We start from the raw sequence: 25469 nt of genomic DNA on the forward strand, positions 1-25469 counted from the left end.
ATTTCATTAGGCATCCGGGGGTGAATTCAACGTATGAAATCAACACGAAAAACGATGCTGCTTGTCATCGCATCCGTTCTGCTGGCCATTTGGGCACTGATCACCATTATTCCGATGTACTGGATGCTGGTCGGGTCCGTTCAGGATACAACGATGTCGGCTTCGTTTAAACCACAGATGATTCCTGAGCAGCTATCCCTGTCGCCATATGAACGTTTTTTTGCCAAAACAGATGCATGGCGCTGGCTCTATAACTCGCTGCTGATCTCGGTTATTTTGACAGTGACCAATGTGTTCTTTGCTTCGCTGGCAGGCTATGCATTCGCCAAATTGAAATTTCCGGGAAGTCAGGCCGTATTCTGGGTGCTGCTGGGTACGATGATGATTCCTGCACAGGTCACGCTGATTCCGCTATACATTCTGATGGTCAACGTATTTGACCTTGGCGACACGTATATTGCGATTATTTTGCCGGCAGCGGTCAGTGTAGGCAATATCTTTCTGATGAAGCAGTTCATGTCCACCTTGCCGACTTCGCTCATTCACGCGGCCCGAATCGATGCGTGCAGTGAGTTCGGCATCTTCTGGAAAGTGATTCTGCCGATGGCAAAGCCAGGCATTGCGGTGCTGGCGATTTTCACTTTTGTCGCCTCGTGGAACGAATTTTTCTGGCCTTTCCTGATTACCAATTCAAATGAGATGCGCACGGTGCAGGTTGGTCTGGCCTCGTTTGTCTTTGCCGAATCCACTGACTTCGGTGCGATGATGGCAGGAGCAACGATCGGCGCCCTGCCGATGATTATTCTGTTTTTCTCACTTCAGCGTTACTTCCTGCAAGGAATTACGATTGGTGCGGTAAAGGGGTAACCGATAAGTGAATGTTGACTGTGGAAATATGCTTGCTGATCGTACATTAGACGTACATCTGAGTGCAGGCCGTTCAGGGACAGTGACAATGTAAAAGGGGGATCAACCTATGGCACGCGTGGAGTTTCGCCAAGTGCGCAAAGAGTTCAAAGACGACCATAAAGGAACGTTCACGGCAGTCGCCGGTTCGGACTTCGTTATAGAGGACAAGGAATTTGTTGTGTTTGTCGGCCCTTCGGGCTGCGGTAAAACGACCTCACTGCGGATGATCGCAGGGCTTGAAAAGCAAACCAGTGGAGATATCGTCATCGGGGATCGCATTGTGAATGATCTGCATCCCAAGGATCGGGATATCGCCATGGTATTCCAGGATTATGCGTTGTATCCGCATATGACCATTCGGGAAAATCTGTCCTTTGGTCTGAAAAATCTGAAGAAACCGAAGTCGTATATTGATGAGCAGGTGAGAAATGCGGCATCGATTCTGGGTCTGGAGGCCATGCTGGAACGCAAGCCGCGTGAATTATCCGGGGGGCAGCGCCAGCGTGTCGCTGTAGGTCGGGCCATTGTTCGTGATCCGCAGGTATTCCTGTTCGACGAGCCGCTCTCGAACCTCGATGCCAAGCTGCGTGTACAGATGCGGGTAGAGCTGGGCGAACTGCATAAAAGGCTGGGCGCAACGATTGTGTATGTTACACATGACCAGGTCGAGGCGATGACGCTCGGGGAGCGGATTGTGGTGATGAATCATGGAGACATCCAGCAGGTTGCATCACCGAAGGAACTGTATGCCAGTCCGCGCAATATGTTTGTAGCCGGATTCATCGGCTCGCCCGCCATGAACTTTATTGATGCACATATTGAAGGCACACAAGTCAAGGTGGAGGGTGCATCCTTCACGCTGTCAGAGAATGTCTTGCAGCGGTTAAGCGCATATCAGGGCAAAAGGGTTATTCTCGGACTGCGTCCTGAACATATTTTTGGCGATGATGTAGCACCCAATATTCCGCAGGACCATATGCTTCAGGCACGAGTGCAGGTCGTGGAGCATCTTGGGTCAGAGAATCTGATTTACTTCCATCTGGGAAGCCGGACGGTAACAGCGAAGGTTCATCCGGAGACCCATGCTTACGTGGGCATGGACAAAACGTTTGTGCTGGATATGCGTAAAGCCCACTTTTTTGACCCGGAGACCGAGATGGCGATTGGACGAGAGGAGAATACCCATGCGCAAACTGAGTGAAGTGCTGGTCAAATCAGGGGTGGAGATCTATCGCGATATTATTCCGGTGGCATTGTACAGCGTGGGCAGCTCCGTGCTGCTTGTTCCCATTCTTATGTTTGCTCCGATTCCGGTGGCTGTGCTGCTGCTGGTTGTCATCTACATGCCGCTCCTGTTTGGTGTCTGTTATGCGGTATATCATCGGCTGGAGCGGAAAGAGCGCCGGAACGGAATGCGCGATATGTGGGAAGGCACGCTCAAGGGGCTGCTGCCTGGTGGTGTGACGGGTCTTTTGTTTGCACTGCTTGGTTTCATCCTCTGGTCAACCTGGTGGTATTATGGCGGGCAAGGCAGCATGGCGGGCATAGCCGTAGGCATGTTCCAGACGTTCTTTGTCATTCTGGCGTTGATCTCACAGTTCTATACCTGGCAGCTTGTTCTGCAAAAAGGGATGGGCACTCTTCAGGCTATGGGAGAAAGTGTGAAGCTGTTCTTTCGGTATCCGGGGTATACAATTGCAGCCTGTTTCCAGGCAGCATGCCTTACGGCACTGCTTATGCTGACGGTTGTGGGGTTCGGAGCTTTATTCGCTGGCATGTTTGCCATCTATCAGCATAAGGTCACCCTCAATCTGATTGAGCCGGAAGAGGAGCCCGTTTCCTCCAGAGGTAACGATCATCAGCAAGCAGGCTGGTTAAGTGAAGGTCATGTATCATGAGGGTGAAAACAGGCGTAGATGTGCTGGCTGGGGGAGGCGCGCATCCCTGGTTATCCGGTGGTGCCCGAATCGGCCTGGTGACCAATCCGACAGGCATCACGGCAGATTTTATCTCTACGGTGGATGTATGTGCAGGACTTGCGGATGCCAGACTGACAGCCTTGTATGCATGTGAGCATGGGCTGACCGGAGAGCTGCAGGCAGGTGTACCTTTTGCAGATTCAGAGCACCCGCGTTATGGTATTCCGGTCTACAGCCTGTACGGTACACACAAAAAGCCGCTGCCCTTCATGCTCGCAGATGTAGATACGGTTTTATTTGATATCCAGGATGTGGGTGTGCGGTATTATACGTATGCCTCAACGTTATTTCAGATGATGGAAGCATGCGGCGAGGCGGGGAAACGGTTGCTGGTGCTGGATCGCCCCAATCCGCTCGGTGGAGTAGAAGTGGAAGGCGGTATACTGAAGCCGGGATACGAATCCTTCGTAGGTGCATGGACAACTTCAATCCGTACCGGCATGACGATTGGTGAGCTGGCTCTGCTTGTCAATGCCGAGCATTCTGAGCCATGCTCGTTACAGGTTCTGGCTATGGAGGGGTGGCGGCGCAGGATGACTTTTGCCGAAACGGGTCTGCCCTGGATGATGCCTTCGCCAAATATGCCCACGGTAGATACTGTGCGTGCGTATGCCGGAACATGTCTGTTCGAAGGCACCAACGTATCGGAAGGCCGGGGGACGACAAGGCCCTTTGAATGGATTGGTGCTCCTTGGATCAACGGTGAGCAGCTGGCAGAAGCGATGCAAGCACATGGATTGCCGGGCGTTCATTTTCACCCGATGTATATGACTCCGGCTTTCTCCAAGCATGCAGGAGAGCTGTGCGGGGGTGTGCGAATATTTGTTACGGATGAGAAGCAATTCCGTTCAGTCGAGACGGGTCTGCTGCTTTTACACGAGATAGCATCGGGTTATGCTGAGCAATTTGAATGGCTTGAACCCCCGCGTAAGGGCTCCAGATATTTTATTGATTTGCTTACCGGGAGTGCAGAGGTTCGGGAGGTCATTGGTGACCCTGACCGCTTATCCCGTTTGATGGCAGAGTGGCGTGAGCAAGAGCAGGTATGGCGGGAACGCCGCAGACCATTTTTGATCTACGATTAGAGATGCAGGTGTGAATCAGTAAAGACGAGTACAGGGAAGTACAGGGAAGTACAGGGAAGTGCAGGGAAGTACAGGGAAGTGCAGGAGAGTAAAGATAGGTAGGAGAGATAGGACAGATAGATAGGTAGCATAGGTATAACCCGCTTGGGGTGAAGGATTGATGTTGATGTTCATGGGAGGAGGGCATGTATGCGCAGCTTGAAAGATACGGTGAAGCAGAGACTTGGGCAGATGAGCCTGCGTGACAAGATTGGACAGATGCTGTTATGCGGGTTTCACGGAACAGAGCCGGAGGGCGAGGTAGAAAAGCTGCTTCGGGGTTATCCGATTGGAGGCGTCGTTTATTTTGCAAGGAATGTTGTTTCACCTGAGCAGGTCGAGCGGCTATCAAGCGGGCTCCAAGATATTGCACAGGCCAGTGGCACTGTGCCGCTATGGATAGCCATTGATCAGGAGGGCGGCATGGTGGCCCGAATTACACAGGGCATCGCTCTGATGCCGGGACAAATGGCAATTGCTGCTGCCGGATCAACGCAGGATGCCTATGAGGCGGCGCGTATCAGTGGAATGGAACTGAAATCCATGGGCATCAACATGAATTTTGCACCTGTGCTTGATGTGAACAATAATGCGAACAACCCGGTCATCGGTGTGCGTTCCTTCGGAGAGTCGCCGGAAGCTGTTGCGGAATTCGGTGCAGCGACAATCGGAGGATTTCAGAATGCGGGCATAGCCGCTACTGCGAAGCATTTTCCGGGCCACGGTGATACGGATACAGACTCCCATCTCGATCTTCCCGTTATCACTCATGACAGGGCGCGGGTTAATCAGGTGGAGCTTGCACCGTTTCGTGCAGCAATCGTGGAAGGCGTAGATGCAATGATGTCTGCTCATATTTATTTTCCGGCACTGGAGCCGGATCGTCTGCCCGTAACGTTGTCCCATTCGGTACTAACCGGGCTGCTGCGGAAGGAGCTTGGATATGAAGGCATCATTGTGACCGATTGTATGGAGATGAATGCGATTGCGGTTCACTATGGCACAGTCGATGCAGCGGTGCTGGCGGTTGAAGCGGGCGCAGATATGGTGCTGATCAGTCATACGGCGCAGCTGCAGATGGAGGCCTTTGCCGCTTTGGAGAATGCAGTGAGCAGCGGGCGGATCAGTGAGCGCAGAATCAATGAGTCGGTGAAACGACTGCTGACATATAAAGCGAAGCGCGGGCTTCTGGAGATGGAAAGTAGCACAGCGATAGAGGCATCCATTGCTAAGACTAGCAATGTGAGCGGGAAGCAGGAACCAGAAGAGCAGCATCGGATGGATGAGGAGAACAATATGACGTCAACGACTGCTCCGGGCGAAAAGCCTTTTATTCAGTCGATGAATGCAATGGACGCAAAGATCGATGACGAGCCATTATCTGATATGGAGCAAGTAACCGATATGGAGCCAATACCTGTTATGAAGCCTCAGAGTGCTTTAGCATCATATCTTGCCTCGTTTCGGCGTAATGACCCACTGCATCATGAAGTTGCCCGGCGAATTAGTGAAAAGAGTATCACACGTGTGAGGGACACACAGCATATGCTGCCGCTGAAAAAAGAGCGCACACTGGTGATCACTGTAGCGGCAGAGGTGACAAGTATTGCCGATGAACAGCTGGATGGGGCGGCAACCCTTGGAGCGGCGCTGTCTGCTCAAGGTCTGGATGTGGTGGACCTGATAGTGGCAGCGGATGAAATTGCGATCTCCTCAGCTCGGCTGCTTCAGGCCGCAGAAGCGGAGGAGATCAAGCAGATTGTGGTTGGCACATATAATGCAGGCAGTCCTTCCGGGGACCCGCAATGTCGACTGATCGGTTGGATTGGCCAGCTTGGCAAACCACTGGCTGTGGTAGCGCTCCGCAGTCCGTACGATCTGCAGAAGCTTCCTGATGTGCAGACGTATATCGCGGCGTACGAGAGCCGCCCGCTTGCCATGAGCAGTGCAGCCAAAGCGATGATGGGGCAGATTCCATTTGAGGGGATACTTCCCGTGTCGCTAGATTAACCAAGCCCTGCTCGTTCGATGCTGGCAGCTGACAAGTGAGCGAACAAGCGGCATCGAAGAATGCAGACTGTACAGTAGGGCATAAGAGTAGAGTAGGGCGTGAAGAGCACAGAGTAGGGTGTGGAAAAACCATATAGTAGGGCGTGGGAGCATATAGTAGGCAGTGGAGGAGTATATGGCAGGGAGCGCAGGAGCATATAGTCGGGTTATGTATACCCTCCATGATCTCGATTGTGTCCATGCACATCTGGAATAAGAATCACAAAGGGACGAGGCGCAGTATGCTTCGTCCCTTTGCGTTGTTTGATGCTCACCATGTCATCTTCGACTCTAACGAATCCTAGAAACGTTATTTGGGCCATATCAGACGGTTTTATTTTCTAACGAATCGAGGAAACCTTATTTCGGGTGGTTGATGTGAAAATAGGCGTCAATCTTGTATTTTTAGCTAAATAAGGTTGCTGGGAATCGTTACAGTTTCAGAAAGGCCAATATCGCTCCAATAAGCTCATCTGGATTCGTTAGAGAGGAAGGGGGAGTTGGCTATCCTCGTCCTGAATTTACGTTCATCGTAGTTAAGAGCCAGAAAGGTGTAAAGTGAAGGCGTCAGAGCTACCTTCTCCCAACTCAATTCGTCAACTTGTTAACCCTTTACTTAAAGCCTCATGTGGGCATGAGACGAATGGATCATTACAGCTGCAAAGCCTTGGCGGTACGCACCTCTACTTCGTCCAGAAGGGAGGTCATATCCATGCCCGCATGATTGCCAAGCAGAATGATGGTGATATCGTCAGACAGATTCCGTGAAAATGCTGTGGAGAAACCGCCGCCGCTTCCATTGTGGAAGACGGTGCGTTTGGGTCCATTTTCCTTGAGAATCCAGGCGTAGCCGTAATTTTTATCGGAGTAGGGCTGGTACATCGTTTCGATTGTATCCTGACTCAGAATCTCGTTAGTGTACAGTGCGCGATCCCATTGGAGCAGATCATCTACAGTGGAATATATGGTTCCCGATCCCGACTGGGATACATAATATGGCGCGGTAACCCAGGCATTATCCTGCTGAACAAAACCGCTGTTCGTATGCACCGTGCGGGAGGCTTCACCCGAATTGTTCATGCCAAGCGGGCTGAAAATAGTCTGCTGCACATAATCGGCATAGCTCATGCCAGATACCTGTTCCACAACGTACGCTAGTAAAACGTATCCACTGTTGCTGTATAAGTACGCGCTGCCAGGTTCGAACTTCAACGTTTTGTGACGAATTTCCTCCACGGTCTCCTCAAGCGTAACATCCTCACCACGGCCAAATGCAGACGGCAGCCCTGAAGTCTGCGATAGCAGCATATGCAATGTGATCTGATCTCCCTTAGGAATGCCTGAAATATAGGTGGAGATTGGATCCTGTACATCCAGTTTTCCTGCTTCAGCCAAGCTCAGGATGGAAGCTGCAGTGAATGATTTACTCAAAGAGGCAATACGGGTTTTCTGATCCGGGCGATTCAGCGTTTGTGCGTCAGCAAGCCCGTAGCCCTGTTTGAGCAGTATTTCCCCGTTTCGTGCAATCAGAGCCATCCCTGGATAGTTGATCTCGCGCAGATACGTGTCCACGCTGACAACGTCTGGCTCGAGCTGGCTTACTTGATCCGTCACGATATTAACGCTCATCTGACCGGTTGCAGTCCGCTGGACCTTGATATCCGCCTTGAGCGCGTTCGCCATAGCACGTACCGGGACCATCAACGTACCGTTAACGTTACGCGAATGGACTGGAGCCGTCAGGGAAACCTGATTTACGTGAATAGATGTGCTGCCGGTCTGGAGTACGAGCTTGTCCCTTCCGACCATTATTGTCGCTGTTTGAGTATGTGAATCCCACTTCAGAGTGCCATTGACCGATTGAACGACATCCCGTAAAGGAACGAACGTTGTACCTTGAATGATAAGAGGTGCATTTTTCCAGAATTGCTGTTCGCCATTCACTTCAATGTGCACGGCTTGTGTACTCTGTGCTGCGGATGCCGTACCTCCAGCCTGCCCGAGCACCGGAGCAGCGCATAGAATAAGTGCGAACAAAACACGAATCATAGATGAACAGATGCCGGATACCGATTGCTGTGTGTGTAACTTGCGTAAAATGTAAATCCTCCCCTTCCAAGTGTTTCATGTAAAACCAGCATATGTGCATTGTAAACGATCTCTACAAGGGGGTCAAAACGAGGTGTTTTCTTAAAGAAGAGCAAATGATTAAAAATGTGAATATTTATTTTTGATACATAATGTTTCGAGATGTACTTTCCGATAAAGAGAGTTGAACATAAACATGGAGGATTAGTAGAAATGAAGAATAGGTTTAAAACACAATTCGCGAAGAAGAAAAAGCTTCGAACATGGTTCACATTAACAGTAAAGAAACGACTGATCGCCGTATTGCTGTTGTTCCTGATTGTGCCCAGTCTAAGCGTGGGCTGGCTGGCATATATGAAGGCTGCAGATCAGGTCAAGATGGAGATTGTTCGATCTGCACAGGCCAAGACAGAAATGCTGAGTCTGCAAATCGATCAGATGTTAAGTATGCAGAAGGATAATGCGATGCAGATCGCATCAGGCATTACTTCGGAGGACGTTATTAATAAATCACCTGCACTTCAAGCACAGATGGACCGAATGTCGAAAAATCATAAAGAACTCGGTGTGCTTACAGCCGGAGCAGAGGATGGGAGCTGGATGAAATCACCCGATCCCGGAAGTCAAATTTATGATCCTCGTGAACGCACATGGTACAAAATGGCGATGTCACAATCGGAACCGGTTATTTCTGATACCTTCCAGTCTGTCACTACAGGGGAATGGGTAGTGACGGCGGCAGCCAAACTGGCAGATGGCAATGGTGTATTTGGCGCCAATGTAAGTCTGAATCATCTGAAGGAGACGGTTGACCAGATTCATATCGGCAAAGCCGGCAAGCTGTACATGCTCGATAATGGAGGGAAGTTCTTATTCCATTACAAATTTGAATCCGGCACGCAGTCTGATCAAAGCTACATTAACGAGATGTATACCAAGGATCGGGGAACCGTGAAATATACATATGACGGTCAAGCGATGGAAGCTGTATTCTACACCAATCCGGCAACGGGGTGGAAAATTGTTGGCGAGATGATTCCCTCTGAAGCAGCAGAGGCAGTGCAACCCATCTTGATCCGTACAATAACCCTGGTGGGATCGGCGGTTATTGTGGGCCTCATACTGCTTATCTTCATTATCCGCAGCATTCACCGTCCGTTACAGCAGATAACACAAGCTGCAGCTCAGGTAAGTGCGGGTGATTTGACAGTGCGGATAGGTTTGCGGCGCAAGGATGAATTTGGGCAGCTTGGCGAGAGTTTTGATAAAATGACATCCTCCCTGCGCAATGTGCTTGGCGAGGTTCATGATACCTCAAGTCAGCTGGCGGCATCCTCGGAAGAGTTGATGGCAAGCTCCGAGCAGACCTCCAAAGCTACCGAGCAGGTAGCCGAGTTGATGCAGGATGCAGCCGCAGGAACGACAATGCAGAATGAAAGTCTCGCTGCCACCGAGCAGCTGGTTGGCGAGATGTCCCTAGGGGTTAAGGAGATCGCAGCAAAATCAGAACAAACCGAGCGCATAGCGGCAGAGACCTCCACTAAATCGGAAACGGGCATGGTAACTGTACAGGAGGCTGTCTCTCATATTGAGCAGGTTAACGATGAGAGCAAAGCGATGGAGGCTGTCATCCACGATCTGCGGGCAAAAAATGATGAAATTCTTGAGATTGTGGCTGAAATTACGGCAATCGCAAAGCAGACAAACATTCTGGCACTGAACGCCTCTATTGAAGCTTCGAGAGCCGGGGAGCATGGACGCGGCTTCGCCGTGGTGGCAAACGAGGTGAAATTGCTGGCGAACAGTTCGGGTGCTTCCGCAGAGCGGATTAATGAGCTTATGCGGGAGATGTACGAGAAAACAAATGCCGTTCAAGCTGCTTTTGAGCGTACAGGCGAAGGCATGGTGAAGAGCTCGCAGATGATTGCGGATGCAGGAGAAGCTTTCCGAACAATTCGTGATGCGGTACAGATGGTAGCGGCACAGGCCGAAGAGGCGGCAGCAGCTTCTCGTCAGATCGATCAAGGCATGGGGCATGTGAACAAAGCTGTACACGATACGATGGTTCTGTCGAACCGAATCGCTGGGGGCACCGAGGATGGCTCGGCGGCAGCTCAGGAGCAGCTTGCTACGATGGAAGAGGTTGCGGCATCGTCAGCGGCTTTGTCACGTATGGCAGAGGATCTGCAAAGCGTAATCGATCGGTTCAAGCTGTAGCAGCTGTTCCCTTGAGACAGAATGGCATTGTAATTATGTAAAATAATAAAAGGAAAAAGACAGCGATCTGTCTTTCCATGCATCTAAAGACTGCCGGGATTCGTACCTCGAACCCGCAGTCTTTTTCTTTTGCCGAGAGATATGCGTGCTTGTATCTAGTCACTAAGTCAATTAAGTTTGACAATAAACAAACTAAATAATAATATATCTATAAATAAATAAACAAATGGGTTAGAGAATGAGGGGCGAATGATGAAAGCATCCGATTCCAGATTGCAGACAGCTTCGTTAGAAGAAATCAAACGCGGATATGTGGAGGAAGCTGAGGTCTATACATGTGTTTGCTGCGGGTACGAGACGGAGGCTGGAATTATTTATCCCGAAGAGGGTGTGCTGTATGAAGCACAGCGGTATATGCGTGTTCATATTGAAAAGGCTCACGGGTCGGTATTCGAATATTTGCTGGCGCTGGATAAAAGCGTAACAGGACTGTCCGATGTACAGCGGGGCCTGCTGGCCCAGTTCTATGAAGGGAAAAAAGACGCAGAGGTGCAGCAGGCACTGGGCATCGGGAGTGCATCTACGATTCGGAATCATCGGTTTGTTTTGAAGGAGAAGGAGAGACAGGCCAAGATTTTGCTGGCGTTGATGGAGCTGCTCAAAAATAAGGATCTTCATGCACCGGCAGCATGGGTATCCCCTGTCATGAAACAAGGGCATATGATTGATCATCAGTCATTCGATGTATCAGAAGCAGAACGGGAAGAGGTGCTGCAGAGTTATTTCCCGGAGGGCACAAACGGTCCTTTAACGACGTTTCAGATGAAGCAGAAGCATAAGTATATCGTGCTCACGGAAATAGCCAAGCGATTCGAACCACAGCGCACCTATACAGAAAAGCAGGTCAATGCACTTTTGCAGCAAGCTTATGATGATGTTGTAGAGATTCGAAGGTATCTGGTGGATTACGGACTGCTTGAGCGGGAGCCGGATGGCAGTCAGTATTGGCTGGGCAGTGCTGCGGAGCAGCAAGGCAATAGCCGAAGGCCAGCGACACGAGCGGAAGATGCAGAGACCAGGAATACAGAGCAGCAGGGGAAACGGCATGACTCGGAAATGAAAGCACATAAAGGAGAGAAGCATATGAATCGGCGCAAGGAGTTACAGGAGCAGGCCAAAGAGGTCAAAACAGAAGCAGGAGTGTATCAGATCCGAAATGAACGAAATGGTAAGGTGTATATCGACAGCACCCTTAATCTGAAAACGGTGAATGGGCAGCGGTTTATGCTTCAGATGGGAAGCCATCTGAACCGCCGTTTGCAGGCAGAATGGAATGAATATGGCGAGAGTGCTTTCGTTATTGAGGTGCTGGAGGTGTTGAAAAAAGATGATAACCCCTTCGCCGATCCGAAGGATGCACTCGCTAAATGTCTGAATAGCTGGTTGGAGAAGCTCGAACCCTATGGAGAACGCGGCTATCATGGTGATCCCAAACCATCCGCTGAATAGAGCTTAAGGAAGAATTGGCATACAGGCTGAAGGACCGTTTGATGAAGAATGTTGCCTGAAGGACCATACGAAGACAAGAAGCCTACTCAGGCGAGTTTCTTCAACAAGAAAGCCCCTTTGCCGACGCTGCGGCAAAGGGGCTTTGTACTGATGTGCCCGGCAGGGGCGTGTCCATATAGCGGTGGACGTCAGCTACAGCTTGAATTGTTCAACCAGCTTCTGAAGCTTGTGAGCAAGATGGGCAAGTGAATCGGCAGAGGAGGATATTTCCTGCATGGAGGCTACTTGCTCTTCCGTAGCGGCCGAAATATTTTCCGTCCCGTCTGCATTGGTTTCCGATATGTTATGAATCTGATCAATGGACTGTACTACTTCTGCTGTGCTGGCCGACATCTGTTCTGAAGCTGCCGCGATGTTCTCCAGCTGCTGATTAACTGTTCCAACCGCTTCACTGATGCGAACAAAAGCTTCATCGGCAAATTGCACTGCTCGTATGCCGCTATCAACGTCTTTTAACCCCAGCTGCACATTTTCATTGGCTCTGGAAATTTCCTGCTGGATGGACGCGACCATGCCAACAATTTTCTGACCGGATAGACTGGATTGCTCCGCCAGCTTGCGGACCTCACTAGCAACAACGGCGAAGCCGCGTCCATGCTCGCCTGCACGGGCTGCTTCAATAGAAGCATTAAGTGCGAGCAGGTTGGTCTGGGCTGCGATATCGGTAATAACCGATACCATCTCACCGATTGAACTGGAGTGCTGATCCAGTCGTGTTGCCGTTTCGGCAATGCCTTGAACGAAATGCTGGATGGAGTCCATCTCAGATACGGCCGTTTTGATCGTTGCATTACCTTGCTGTGCGAGTTCACTAGCCTGCAGAGCGGCCTCGGATACTTGCTGCGTACTGTTCGTAACTTGGCCAACCCCTCCGGCAAGCTCGTTCATCTGCTGGGCGGTATGCTTCAGGCTGCTGGCTTGTTTCTCAATTCCTGCTGCGGACTGCTCTGTGATCAGGGCCACCTGCTCTGTAGCTTTGGTTGTCTCGGATGAATTGATGGCGAGCTGTGCGGAAGAGGTGCTCAGTTCGTCTGCGGTATCACGCACATCCTGAATAACCGTACGCAGAGATTGACTCATTTTGTTAAAGCTGTTGCTGAGTTTACCGAATTCATCCTGTCCTTTGACGGCCACTTCGATGTTCAAATTGCCATCACTGATTTCATTCGAGGCATTCACAAGCCGGCTGAGCGGACGGGTAATCGACTGTACAATCCAGAAAATAATGATTGCGCTGATCACAATAGCCACAGCGATAACGACAAGTGTAGTATACAGAATAGGACGAACAGTTTCTGTCACTTCGTCATTATCAATAACGCCGACAACGGTCCAGCCTGTTGTTTCATTGTTGACAAAGAAGGCATGTTCGTTTTTGCCGTTCAGTGTGTATTGAAGTTCGCCGTTTTTCTGTTCAAAAATTTGTTTATAGGGCTCCATCGTGCCCTCTGTACCCGGCTTTTCAGTCGGATGTACGATGATTTTATTCGCATTATCAATAATGTAGATGTATCCTCTTTTCCCGATCTTCGTTGAATTAACTGTCTTGGAAAGAGCTTCAAGGGATAGACTGACCGAAACGACACCGTGACCATCTTTGGTCGTCTGTGCAACCGAGGCAACAACGTTACCCGTATTGCTGGAGATGTAAGGCGTGATTACAGTGGGGTTATCTTTGTTCTGTGTAGCAGCCAGGAACCAGGGGCGTTCGCGCGGATCATATCCTGGTTTGTTTACAGCAGTCACCGGGGAATTGATATACACACCTTTATCCGTGCCGACAGAGGCAAGTTCCACATCAGAATGGGTGTCCTTGTATGCATCAAGTAAAGTACGTATCGTCTTGGTTTCATCCCCCTGAACAGGGCCGACATTGCCCGCATCAAGCTGACTTGCCAGAAAATCGACATTTTTGCGAGTGGCACCAATAATCTGGTCAATGGTCTGGTTGAGCACACTAACGCTGCTGCTCGCATTTTCAAACATTTTTTCCTCAACCTTGGCATCCGCTGTCCGGAATGAAATAATACCCAAACTGATGGTCGGGATCAGCAGCACGATGGCAAAAGACAGCATCAGCTTCTCTCTCATCTGCAACGTTCGCTTCCCTTTGGACTGCTTCATTTTTTTCATACCCAATCTCCCCTGTCTCTCCCGAACTTACATAATATGTGGTATATTTCTAAGTTAATGCGATACGATTCTGAATCCAAAGATTCTGTAGTCATACTCAGGAATCTTTGCATTTGAATGGCATGTATCGTTATATATCGGCTGGTCTTGATTGAAATTAGAGAGGAGTTGCCCCGAAATTGAATCAAAATGCATTAACTTCATCTGGACATGAGCCTCATGTCGAAACCAAGGATGATGCAACTTTTATGCAGGGAGTACGGGACTGTATCCCTACACTGCTCGGATATTTGAGTATTGGCTTCGCAGCTGGAGTTATCGAGATGACTGCCGGTTTGAGTTTTGCGGAAACGGCACTGTTAAGTCTTGTGTTATATGCAGGATCGGCCCAGTTTATTGCAGCAGGCATGCTTGCTTCGAATGGGTCTGCGGTAGCGATCATCTTCACGATCTTTTTTGTGAATCTTCGTCATCTGCTGCTCAGTGCAGCTGTGTCTCCTTATTTCAGGCATCTGACACCTTTTAAAAATATGTGGATCGGCTCGCTGCTTACAGATGAGTCTTTCGGTGTAGCCATGACACGTGCAATTGGCAGAACAACGCTTAGTGAACGCTGGATGCATGGATTGAACATTACGGCATACTTGAACTGGTTTGCTGCCAATATGGCAGGTGCTTATTTTGGACGCTGGATAACGGACCCGGACAGGCTGGGTCTGGATTATGCGTTGCCAGCTATGTTTATAGGTTTGATTGTGCTTCAACTGGTTCACCGCAAAAGTAAAAAAATACATATCAATGTAGCGATCATTGCGGTGATTTCTGTCATCCTGGCAAGCATGGCCTCACTTGGCAGCATGAGTATTATTGTGGCAGCAGTTGTTGCAGCAACGATGGGAGTGTTCATGGAACGATGGAAGTAAGATGGGATGTATTCTGGATTATTATGGGCTCGGCCTTGTTGACGTTTATTCCGCGGGTGCTTCCGCTTATGCTGTTTAGCAAAATACAGATTCCGGTGTGGCTGCTGCGCTGGCTCGAATATGTGCCCGTAGCGGTTATGGCATCACTCATTGGTCAGGAGCTGTTTATGAACGGGAACGAATGGGTTCCCATCACCGAAAATGCTGCTTTGTGGGCAGCACTGCCCACTGTCGCCGTTGCCATCTGGACCCGAAGCTTGTTAGGAACAGTTCTGGTTGGCATTGTTTCCATGATGATTTTGCGTTACTGGATGGGCTAGGTATTTTCGATGAAAACGCTATTTTCTAATGTGGCTGAAAGGGATAAGATGGAGACAGCGGTGTTGGAAAATCCATTTTACATATGAAGGGAACGATAGCCACGATGCAGTCAAGTCCATCTACGATTTTGTTTCAAGGCGATTCCATTACAGACGGAGGAAGGTCACGCAATGAGGATCTGAATCATGTTCTAGGCCACGGGTATGCGTATCTGATCTCAAGCAGGCTGGGAATGGATCTGGCAAACAGACGCAAAACGTTCTACAACAGAGGCATCAGCGGAGATCGGGCTTCCGATCTGTATGCGCGCTGGAATGAAGATGCTATCAGTCTTAAGCCGGACCTGATCAGCATTCTGATCGGGGTTAACGATGCCTGGCGTTCAATGAATGGTGAAGCTAAAGGGTATACGGATCGTTTTGGCCGAGCGTACCGTCATCTGCTTGAGGAAACACGGGAAGTGATGCCGGATACCGGGCTTGTGCTGATGGAACCCTTTATTCTGAAGACGGGAGCAACCGTTGATCAATGGCCGGCTTGGCAGGAGCGGATCAGCGAATATCAGGAGCAGGTCCAACAGCTGGCTGAACAATACGGGGCCGTCTATGTTCCGCTGCAGCAATCGTTTAATGAAGCTTTGCAGCAGGCGGATGCGTCCTACTGGTTATGGGACGGTGTTCACCCGACGGCAGCTGGACACGAGTTAATTGCTCGCCAGTGGTTGTCCGTGGTACAGGATTCTCCATTAGCCGTTGTGTAGCGGGGAGGAAGCTAGTTCGCAGCACATGTTGTTAGAGTTCTGTATTATACTCCATAAGTAAGCGTGGTGAATGCTGTGCAAGGCTCCAATCACGAAATCAAAAATGAACAGGAATATAGGCATGTCGAAACAAGCTGTGCCGGGAATGAAGCCGAAGTGAACGGTTGGCCCGACGAAGAGAGGCTTCAGCAGATGATACATCCGAAGCGAAATTACCGTCAGAAGAACCGTATCTTGATGGCGGATCGTATCGGAGAAAGGCTGCAGCAGCCTGAGCTGGCTAAAGTGTTCACAGACCTGAAGACATATGGAGAGCTGGCATTAAACGAACCGCTGCCACCTCTGACGTTTGCACTGTTTCGGCAGTTCAGTCAGACAGGAGAGCGCACAGCTTACGAGAACGCATATTTTGATCGGCGCGGCAGACTGGCTGCTGTGGCGCTGCTTGCTCTCGTTTCGGATGAACCCCGTGTGCTGCATACCCTTGAAGAGATGTTGTGGGCGGTATGTGATGAGTATACATGGTGTCTTACGGCACATCTCGGAAATGGTGAAGCAAGGCAGGTTGAAGGCAACATCGACCTTTTCGCCGCAGAGACCGTTCATATGCTCGCCGAGATTGCGGTTATTCACGGCAGGCATCTGGACCCTCTGGTGCTTGAGCGAATCCGTGTCGAGGCTGAACGCAGAATTTTCACCCCGCTGTACAGAGAAAAACGCGAGTATCACTGGCAGACGGCAGAGCACAACTGGTCAGCAGTCTGTGGAGGGTGCTGCGGGATGGCCGCTATGCTGCTGCTTGAGGATGAGGTGATGGTGCGAGAGTCCATCCGGCAGACGATCGGCTGTATGAATGCATTCCTGAGAGGCTATGGCGAGGATGGCGGCTGTGCGGAAGGCATCGGATACTGGGTCTACGGCTTCGGTTATTTTGTCTATTATGCCGAGATGTTACAGGACTACAGCGATGGAGCGTTGAATCTGCTGACAGGCTCGAAGATCGCTGCAATTGCGGCTTTTCCACTGCGCATTCATCTGTCGGCAGGTATATTTGTCAATTATTCGGATAGTGCGGAGCGTGAAGAGATTCCAGCGGGGCTCCTGTCACTCTTGGCCGCCAAATTTGAGCTGCCAGCAAATCTGCCCCTGTTCATCCCGCGGCTGACAGATGATCCTTGCCGCCGCTGGGCACATCTGCTGCGGAACGTGATGTGGAGTGATCCGGCATTGTCAGTTGTACATGATGGAGCCGGTGCTCAAGCCCAGGCGAACGAAGGGGTTATTTTACATCAGCTGGGGTGGATGGTTGCCAAGAGTGTACTTCGTGTACCGAAGGTATGCCATGAAGCTGACAAGCTGCACGCAGAAGAAAAGCAGGTTCAAGCGGCATGTTCCTTCAAAGGCGGGCATAATGATGAGCCGCATAATCATAATGATCTGGGACAATTCATTATTCATTGTGGCGGCGAAAATATAATATGTGACCCGGGAGCAGGGTTGTATACTCAGGCATACTTTGCCCCCGGACGTGAGCAGCTGTTTCATATCTCTTCATCCGGGCATAATGTGCCGCTTATTGACGGATGCGAGCAAAGCCCGGGCAGGCAGGCCGAAGCTCATATGCTGAGGTGCAGGCTTGAGCAGGATGGAAGTGAACTTGAGGCAGCGCTGGACCTGACACTCGCTTATCCAGAGGTGGCGTCACTCCGGCGATATACACGGGAACTGTGCTGGAGGATCGAGAAGCATGATGCCGGGATCGGGGATTATACCCGAAATGCCAGCAGAAGCGACTGGAATGGGAACATGGACGAGCACAACAAGGTAGCGATTTTACGGCTAACAGACACATTTCAATGGAAAGCGAGCACAGTGTCGGATGATGCACAATATTCGGTGGATGAGTGCTCCCCCCGTCCTTCCCGTGTAGTTGAGCGCTGGATCAGCCGCATAAATCCTGTTCTTGAAAAAGAGGGCCAGCTTCTATGGCACGCTGCGCAAGCTAATGTATATATGGTCTATGATGCAGCCCGGTGGCATGTTTATACCGAACCTATACACACCTTAGATCATGATCACAACCCGGTTACATTTTACCGTACGTCGCTGGTATGGAACGAAGTCGGCGGAGCTGTAACGAATGAGGAGAGCAGAGGAAAAAGCAAAGTCAAAGGAAAGGGCGCTGAAGATGCTGCAATTATATTAGATACAGATACAAGTGCAGATATAGATGATATGGATGGAGCGGCCTCGCTTGAGATTGTTTGTCAGGTGCATTTTGTCATTGAGCCGCATAAGGCAGAAACCGAGGTGAGTGAAGGTGAGTAATTATACAGCTGCATCAGCTTATCCGTGGAAAACAGCATTGGAGCAGTACCGTATGTTGGCAGCTGAAGCGGGCCCTGCACCTGCTGAGGGCTGGAATCGGGAGCGCAAGCTGGCCCTTGTACAACAAATTGTGTGCGCTTACAAAAAGGTTCAGGATCATGATGGAGCTATTATTGATCCGTACTCGGGAGCAGAGAGGTACTATTCTACACCTGCCTATGCCATGGCAGCAGCAGTTCTGGTGGATGCGGGGCAGCTCGAACTACTCGATTCCGCAGCGGCAGCTCTGTCACATAGCATTGATGCGGTGGTGAAGGGCAGTGCACCCGACCATCACCCGGATTTCTTTCCCGTGTTGATGATGCGGGCGTATATGCTGCTCAAGTCTCATCGGCCTGAGCAGGCGGTCATCTGGGCTGAGGCTCTGAGGACGATTGATCCCGAAGAAGATTATGTATTTACGATGAGCAAGATGAACAATGCCAATCGCATGATTAACTGGAATGCGATTATGATCTCGGGAGAATATTTAAGGTGGCGTGAACAGCTTGCGAGTGCCAATACAGCCTGGATGGATCGTTATCTGGAGACCTATCACCTGCCGCGGTTTACTGCGCTCGGGTTGTATCAGGATGGACCACTGGATCGACCCAATAGTCCTTTTTCCTATGATATCGCTACCCGCTATCACCTTGGAGTAATGCTCGATGCAGGATATGAAGGAGCTGTCGCAGATGCCTTGCGAGAACGGCTGCGTGACGGTGCGTTCAGCTCGCTGCTCATGCTGTCTCCGCTCGGAGAGATTCCGCCGCGGGGACGCAGCTCGCAGCATCAATGGAATGAAGCGGCGGCGGCATATGTCTGCTCGCTGCATGCTGCACTGGCGAGTGAAGCTGGCGATTCAGTTATGGCAGGAGCGTTTACCCGGGCGGCCAATCGCTGCTTTGAAGCGGTGGAGCGCTGGCTCATGCCGGACGGTCGTCTGAAAATCGTACGCAATGAATATGCGCCAGAGCAGCGACACGGATACGAAATTTATACGAATCATACCTGCTATAACCTGTGGACGGCGGCGGCACTGGCTCATGCTTGTCTGCGTGACCCAGGTGAAAGCATAATTCCAGCTTATCTTCCTTCCGAGATCGGGAACAGGGTGCTGCAGACGGATGGCTGGTTTGAAACTCTGCTGGCTTCCGTGCCCGGGCAGCAGATCGTATTGCACACCGCTCTGAATGATCCATATACCATCCCTGGACTGGTACGAATACAACAGGCAGGCTTGCCCGGGTTAATCGGTCCGTCAGCAGCCGGTCATGCGCAGGCAGGGTTTACGGAGTTTGCCGAGGGCGTTGTTCAGCCTTTGAGCTACTGCCCTGCATGGATGACACCCGATGGGGTCTGGCATAGTCTGGCCCAAGGCATACCGTCCGGCAGCGAGTATGACCGCGATGCAGGAATAGACCCTGCCAGCGGCGGCGGTTCAGTAGTGTATGAGACGGAGGCTCCGATCGCGATAGCGGAGAATGAGTCCGGGAACAAGCTGAATAAAGCAATGGCGGGAAGCGGTGTGAAGGCAGCGGAGAGCGCTGGGGAGAACGCTTTTCAGATCACCTGGAAGGGGCCTTTACCCGGTATAAGTGCTGTTCGTGCTCGCTATGTGCAGCGAGCCGATCAGCTGACTGTGACGTATGAGTTTGAAGGCAGGATTGAAGCGGCCGGAGCACTCATTCCGCTAATGTACAGCGATGGGCAGGAGAAGGCTGTCGTTACGCACACCGAGCGAAGCGTACGTACTGTGTACCGCGGCGCATACGTCGAATCTGAAGTGTGTGATCCGGGGGCGAGAGTCATGCTCGATCCGCAACCCGTTGCTTCACGCAACGGGTTGCTGAAACAGGCGCGGATGGAGGCACATGGTGTACAGCAGCTGACCTTTACTGTTCGATTGGGACGCGTGTAACACGTGAAAAGCTTACTGAGATAGAGTGCGGGGAAAAGTGACAAAAAGGAGACATGTTGTTGATGACGCTTGTATGAAGCGGAGCGCTGCGTGCTGGAAGTTGTTCTATGTAAACTTTAAAGGAGCAGGCAGAAGAAAACGGGAAAAACGGGGTTGAAAGCTTTCTGGAGGAAGACTGGGGATAACAGCAACTGGAAGTGTGAAGTGGTCATACTCAGAAGCGGGAGGGGCAGTAACATGAAAACATCAACATCGGTATTATGGGTAGAAGCAGCATGGAGACGGGCAGCTGACAAAACGGTTCGCAACGCCAAGCGAATTCAGGATACTTTTCCCCATACTTCACAGCAGGGAATGTACGATCAGAATGATCCCGATTGGTGGACAGCCGGTTTCTGGCCCGGCTTGTTATGGCTGGTGTACAGGGATGCTCCGCAGCATGAGTCGGCTGCGGAGCTGCGGCGCATTACCGAGAGCTGTGAGCAGCAGCTCGAAGGCTGTCTGCGTGATCCCGACCTGGTGGATCACGATCTGGGTTTTATCTGGCTGCTTAGCGGCGTAGCCAGCTATCGCGAGACAGGCAGTGCGGAGGGGCGCCGCCGCGGCTTGCTTGCCGCGAATCTGCTCGCCGCCCGCTTTCATGTGCGCGGTGAGTTCATCCGCGCCTGGAACTTCAGCTCGTCAACGATGGATACGCGCGGCGTAGCCATCATTGACAGCATGATGAACCTGCCGCTGCTCTACTGGGCCTCCGAGCAGAGCGGCGATCCGCGCTTCCGATGGCTGGCGGAAGCGCATGCGGACACCGTCGCGCGTGAATTCGTACGCGCCGACGGGTCCATCTGCCACGTGGTGGAGTTTGATCCACACACGGGGCAGAAGCTGCGGGAGCATGGCGGCCAAGGCCATGCTCCCGGGTCCGCCTGGGCGCGGGGCACCGCCTGGGCGCTGCACGGGTTTGCGCTGTCTTTCCGGTATACGGGCGAGGCCCGATATCTGGAGACAGCGGAGCGAGCGGCCGATTTCTTCCTCGCCATGCTTGGCGAAGACATCGTGCCGGTGTGGGATTTCCGCGCACCGGCGGAGCACCGGGCGGCGTGGGATTCGTCCGCAGCGGCTATTGCCGCGAGCGGACTGCTTGAGCTCGCGAAGCTGTCGCCGCGCGGGCAAACCTACGCTGCCGCAGGAGAACGCATCGTCCGCGGCTTGTATGAGCACTACAGCTCCGCCGAATTGGCGGCGGAGGAAGGGCTGATCCTGCGGGGTACGGTGCATTACCCCGAAGGACGGGGCATCAATGTGCCGATTATTTACGGCGATTATTTCTATATGGAAGCGCTGGCGAAGCTGCGTGGAGACAAGGGTTTATTTTAACAGAGATAAACAATAGGGGGGGGCTGAATGTCATTTCCGACACACATCGTTTCATCAGGCGGCATTGTAGAAGACGGGCAGGGGAATATTCTCTTAGTCAAAGCCCATGATGATGGTTGGGTGTACCCTGGCGGGATCACCGAAGCTGGAGAGAACCTGATCGATGTTGTAATTCGTGAAATCAAGGAAGAGAGCGGAATCATTACGAGGCTTATTTTGAACTCTAATGGCTCCGTAAACTATATCGAATACACTACTGCGACCTCGACAGAGCTGGATGTGAAGCTCCAGAGACATGTATAGATACAAGGGGAATGATATAGTTAGATGTTCATCTTTCATCTTGAATGTGTGATTAACCGCCCTTGGCAGGGCGGTTATATTTTGTTTTGCTGTATTTTTTGGCTGAAGTCACTTCGTACATTCCCGTTTCAGAATCACAAAATCTGCCGAGGACTGCTCGGGATAGCGCTGACGTATAATCTCATGCACCTTGAACTCGGGATAATCAAACAGATAATGGAACAGGTTGCGATCCTGAATTGTTCGTACTCCTGAATCACCCTGCTCCCTCAGTCTCGTATAGAGCACAACCCAGTGGGTAGAGGTGTGGAGCACATCATGCAGGGTTCGGCGAAAATCTGTTTCATCCGTAATGTGATAGAGCACATCCAGACAAACGGTCAGATCCGCTTGCAGAAAACCACGGTTGACCCAAAGACCTGGTCTATATACCATGAAGCTCTTCGAAGGATCATCAGCGTACATGGAGGCACAGTGTTCTACCGAGGCTGAAGCCACATCCATACCGAGATATTCGCCATAGTCCATATATTTCAATTGGTTTCCATCACCGCAGCCAAACTCGATAACACGACGAATGCCCTCACGCTGAATTAATGCATTGACAACCTCGGCTTTGAATTCAGCCAGCACTCCGTATGAACCCCTGCCGGATGTGTCACCCTTCCGATAAGTCTGCTCCCAATATTCGATGTAATCAAAGGATTGATTCAATCTGTGACCTCCCTTTTCAATATAGAAATATCCCCAGTGTCTCTAAATCCAGATTAGTTAGATGATCGAGTAACATGAATTCCCATATAATTACCTGAAAATTTCCTGAAAGTCTAAACATCTGGAAAGCCTTTGCCGACATTATATAGTAGGAATAAAATGACGAATATCGGAGGGAAATGATGTTAAAGCCAAGATTGACCAAGTACATGGCAATGATGCTGGTGTTGATGCTCACTATTTCCAACGTAGGCTTGGCCGCTGCGGCAGAGAAGGAACTGTCCAAAATTGTAGTTTCCAAAAATGAAATGTCGCTCGAAGTCGGCGATTCCGGGTCGGTGACGGTAACGGGAGTATATTCGGATAATACCTCAGCGAACGTTACGATCAGCTCATCCTGGACGAGCAGTGATACTTCGGTAGCAACTGCATATAATGGCTCGATTACAGCCAAAAAAGAAGGCACAGCAACAATTACAGTGGCGTATCAGGGCCAAACTCAGCCTGTTCAAATTAAAGTAACGAAGAAGGTTAAAGCCCTTTCGAAAAGTGTGCAAAATCTTGAGCTCCGCACAGGGGAAAGCAAAGACATCGCCTTGACTGCGACGTACAGCGATAATACAACGAATAACGAGGCAGCGAGCAGTGCCGAATGGTCGACAAGTGACGAGAAGGTTGCCACCGTTGTTAACGGCAAGGTTACTGGACAAAGCGCGGGAACGGCTGTCATTACTGCCAAACTGGGAAGCCAGAGCGTAACCTTGGACGTCAGCGTAGAAGTGGTTAAACGTGTAGACGTAGACAAGAAGCAGGTGAATCTGCTGCTCAACAAAAGTGAAGTTGTGAAATTGACGGCTACTTATCCAGACGGGACAACGAAAGATGTAACCGATCTGGCGGAATGGACGTCGAGCAATGAGAAGGTTGCCGATGTGCTGAAGGGCAATATTACAGGTTACTCGGCAGGCTCTGCTATTATTACAGGGAAATATGGTACCAAGTCCGTATCAGTAGATGTGGATGTAGATCAGACGAGCAAGCTGAGCGTAGAGAAACAGAGTATTTTCTTCCGCTTGAGCGAGAGCAATAAAACAGCCAATGTTGTTGTGACGGCTTCATATCCAAACAGCAGTGATGTGAATGTAACCGATCAGGCGACATGGACATCCAGCAACGAGAAGGTTGCGACTGTGTTCAAAGGCCAAATTACGGCAGTGAGCGCTGGATCAACGACGATCAAGGCAACCTATAGCGGTAAAACGGTGGAAGTCGCCGTGGATGTTGATACTGCGAGATATCTGGATATCAAAGATGTGAATGATAAGCTTGCCATGAGTGTTACAGGTGACAACAGAACGAAAAAGCTGACAGCGAATGCAGAATACATTGATGCGAGCAAGGAGGATGTTACGTCCAAGGCGACATGGACATCCAGCGATGCAGAAATCGTATATGTATCGGGTGGCGAACTGATCGCTTATAAATCGGGTACGGCTACGATTACAGCAGCATATGGCGGTAAAACGGTGAAATTCACAGTCAGCGTAGACGTTCCAGACAAGTATGAGATGGACAAAAAGAAAGCAACCGTAGCTGTAGGTGGAACCACTTCTGCCAAAGTGCTTGCACTGTACGGTGAGACCTCCAAGGATGTTTCCGAGGATGCAACCTGGAGCAGCAGCAGCGAGAAAATCGCCGAGGTAGACAGCAAAGGGGTTATTACAGGTGTAGCAACAGGGAAAGCGACGATTACAGCTAAAATTGAAGGTAAAACGTTGACACTCCCGGTTGAGGTGGGTATGGCAAGCGGTCTGGAGGCAGATGTAAACTTTGTTGTGCTTTCGGCAAAAGAAACTCAAACCGTTATTCTGACAGGTACAGACGGTGACGGTAATACAAAGGATGTCACAGCAGATGCGACCTGGAAATCCAGCAATGCCCGGGTAGCGGATGTAAAAAAAGGCGTGATCACAGGGAACAGCAGCGGTAAAGCCAACATTACGGCTGAATACGGCTCCCAAAAAGTTACGATTCAGGTTGAAGTCGATGTAATCTCACGAATCACAGCTTCTGAACCTGCACTTTCCCTCAAATCAGGCGATACGGTTGATCTGACAGTAACGGCTACCCTGAGTGATGGCAGTGAACGTGATATTACGGACAAGGCCGAATGGAAAACGAACAGTTACAAGGTTGCTCAAGTGACCAAAGGTAAAGTAAAAGCATTAAATTCAGGGAAAGCCAAGATTACAGCGAAGTATGGCGGCAAAACGGTGACGATTGCACTGGATGTAGATACACTGAAATATTTGCAGACCGACAAAGTCACATTGACGATGAAGGCTGGCGATAAAGCGACAGTTGTGGCTACAGCAACGTACGTGGATGGAAGTGAGGCTAATGTATCCAAGCCAGCACTTTGGACATCCTCCCGTATTGCGACAGCTTCCGTTAAAGATGGTGTGATTCAGGCGAATGGTAAAGGGAAAGCAACCATTACGGTCTCCTATGCAGGGGTAAAAACAAAGGTTACGGTAGTGGTTGAAGCGAAGTAACTTTGCTCTTCAATTGTTATCATGTAAAGTCAAAAAAGGTGATATCCGCATTCGGGCGGATATCACCTTTTTGTAGTGCGCCCGGCACGGGCGATAACTTGGCGGTGAAAGTCCGCTACAGGCTTGGCAGTAGGAACTGTTAGCCAAGGGCAAGGGTGTCCGT

Annotated in this window: 18 protein-coding genes; 15 read left to right on the top strand and 3 right to left on the bottom strand. The window is 50.6% G+C overall.

Features of this window, described 5'->3' with window-relative positions; translation table 11 throughout:
* The first annotated feature begins 33 nt into the window (after window positions 1–33).
* From HNR77_RS27205 to nagZ, 5 genes are all read left to right on the top strand, one after another.
* Entirely contained in the window at window positions 34–867 is an 834-nt protein-coding gene (locus tag HNR77_RS27205; RefSeq protein WP_184190873.1) for a carbohydrate ABC transporter permease, read from the top strand.
* A gap of 109 nt (window positions 868–976) precedes the next feature.
* Entirely contained in the window at window positions 977–2110 is a 1134-nt protein-coding gene (locus HNR77_RS27210) for an ABC transporter ATP-binding protein (RefSeq protein ID WP_145406372.1), read from the top strand.
* On the top strand, window positions 2094–2807 hold the full coding sequence (locus HNR77_RS27215) for a hypothetical protein (RefSeq protein ID WP_184190909.1): 714 nt from the start codon (window positions 2094–2096) through the stop codon (window positions 2805–2807). The genes HNR77_RS27210 and HNR77_RS27215 overlap by 17 nt, the downstream gene beginning before the upstream one ends.
* Complete coding sequence (locus HNR77_RS27220) at window positions 2804–3973, top strand: exo-beta-N-acetylmuramidase NamZ family protein (protein WP_184190875.1); 1170 nt, start codon at window positions 2804–2806, stop codon at window positions 3971–3973. The genes HNR77_RS27215 and HNR77_RS27220 overlap by 4 nt, the downstream gene beginning before the upstream one ends.
* A 189-nt stretch (window positions 3974–4162) precedes the next feature.
* Window positions 4163–6022 carry a beta-N-acetylhexosaminidase gene (gene nagZ, locus HNR77_RS30470; protein WP_260410947.1) on the top strand — a complete coding sequence of 620 codons (1860 nt, stop codon included), beginning with the start codon at window positions 4163–4165 and terminating at the stop codon, window positions 6020–6022.
* Window positions 6023–6712: 690 nt separating this feature from the next.
* On the opposite strand, the gene HNR77_RS27230 is transcribed toward nagZ, so the two are convergent.
* Window positions 6713–8110 carry a serine hydrolase domain-containing protein gene (locus HNR77_RS27230; protein ID WP_184190877.1) on the bottom strand — a complete coding sequence of 466 codons (1398 nt, stop codon included), beginning with the start codon at window positions 8108–8110 and terminating at the stop codon, window positions 6713–6715.
* 252 nt (window positions 8111–8362) lie between these two features.
* Here HNR77_RS27230 and HNR77_RS27235 point away from each other — a divergent pair, with 252 nt between their 5' ends.
* Both HNR77_RS27235 and HNR77_RS27240 read left to right on the top strand, forming a co-directional pair.
* Window positions 8363–10366 (top strand): methyl-accepting chemotaxis protein, encoded by a 2004-nt coding sequence (locus tag HNR77_RS27235; protein WP_184190879.1) that lies wholly within the window; start codon window positions 8363–8365, stop codon window positions 10364–10366.
* A gap of 252 nt (window positions 10367–10618) precedes the next feature.
* Entirely contained in the window at window positions 10619–11875 is a 1257-nt protein-coding gene (locus tag HNR77_RS27240) for a DUF2087 domain-containing protein (protein ID WP_184190881.1), read from the top strand.
* 192 nt (window positions 11876–12067) lie between these two features.
* Here the strand turns inward: HNR77_RS27240 and HNR77_RS27245 are convergent, their stop codons facing one another.
* Complete coding sequence (locus tag HNR77_RS27245) at window positions 12068–14068, bottom strand: methyl-accepting chemotaxis protein (RefSeq protein ID WP_184190883.1); 2001 nt, start codon at window positions 14066–14068, stop codon at window positions 12068–12070.
* Window positions 14069–14316: 248 nt separating this feature from the next.
* On the opposite strand from HNR77_RS27245, the gene HNR77_RS27250 reads away from it, so the two are divergent.
* From HNR77_RS27250 to HNR77_RS27280, 7 genes are all read left to right on the top strand, one after another.
* A complete protein-coding gene (locus tag HNR77_RS27250) occupies window positions 14317–14991 on the top strand; it encodes an AzlC family ABC transporter permease (RefSeq protein ID WP_184190905.1) in 675 nt (224 codons plus the stop codon).
* Complete coding sequence (locus HNR77_RS27255) at window positions 14982–15311, top strand: AzlD domain-containing protein (protein WP_184190885.1); 330 nt, start codon at window positions 14982–14984, stop codon at window positions 15309–15311. Before HNR77_RS27250 ends, HNR77_RS27255 begins: the two co-directional genes overlap by 10 nt.
* 104 nt (window positions 15312–15415) lie before the next feature.
* Complete coding sequence (locus HNR77_RS27260; RefSeq protein WP_184190907.1) at window positions 15416–16072, top strand: SGNH/GDSL hydrolase family protein; 657 nt, start codon at window positions 15416–15418, stop codon at window positions 16070–16072.
* Window positions 16073–16135: 63 nt separating this feature from the next.
* Complete coding sequence (locus HNR77_RS30715; protein WP_184190887.1) at window positions 16136–18400, top strand: heparinase II/III domain-containing protein; 2265 nt, start codon at window positions 16136–16138, stop codon at window positions 18398–18400.
* Window positions 18393–20360, top strand: coding sequence for a glycosyl hydrolase (locus HNR77_RS27270; protein ID WP_184190889.1), 1968 nt, complete (start codon window positions 18393–18395; stop codon window positions 20358–20360). Before HNR77_RS30715 ends, HNR77_RS27270 begins: the two co-directional genes overlap by 8 nt.
* 237 nt (window positions 20361–20597) lie before the next feature.
* Window positions 20598–21734 carry a glycoside hydrolase family 88 protein gene (locus HNR77_RS27275; protein WP_184190891.1) on the top strand — a complete coding sequence of 379 codons (1137 nt, stop codon included), beginning with the start codon at window positions 20598–20600 and terminating at the stop codon, window positions 21732–21734.
* A 27-nt stretch (window positions 21735–21761) separates the two neighbouring features.
* Window positions 21762–22037 (top strand): NUDIX domain-containing protein, encoded by a 276-nt coding sequence (locus tag HNR77_RS27280; RefSeq protein WP_184190893.1) that lies wholly within the window; start codon window positions 21762–21764, stop codon window positions 22035–22037.
* A 108-nt stretch (window positions 22038–22145) separates the two neighbouring features.
* Here the strand turns inward: HNR77_RS27280 and HNR77_RS27285 are convergent, their stop codons facing one another.
* On the bottom strand, window positions 22146–22751 hold the full coding sequence (locus tag HNR77_RS27285) for a class I SAM-dependent methyltransferase (RefSeq protein WP_184190895.1): 606 nt from the start codon (window positions 22749–22751) through the stop codon (window positions 22146–22148).
* 182 nt (window positions 22752–22933) lie between these two features.
* Between HNR77_RS27285 and HNR77_RS27290 the strand changes: the two genes are divergently transcribed.
* Window positions 22934–25306, top strand: a complete 2373-nt coding sequence (locus HNR77_RS27290) for an Ig-like domain-containing protein (protein WP_184190897.1) — start codon at window positions 22934–22936, stop codon at window positions 25304–25306.
* Window positions 25307–25469: the final 163 nt, after the last annotated feature.

Origin of the sequence: Paenibacillus sp. JGP012, assembly GCF_014203995.1 — a bacterium.
Classification (GTDB): domain Bacteria; phylum Bacillota; class Bacilli; order Paenibacillales; family Paenibacillaceae; genus Paenibacillus; species Paenibacillus silvae.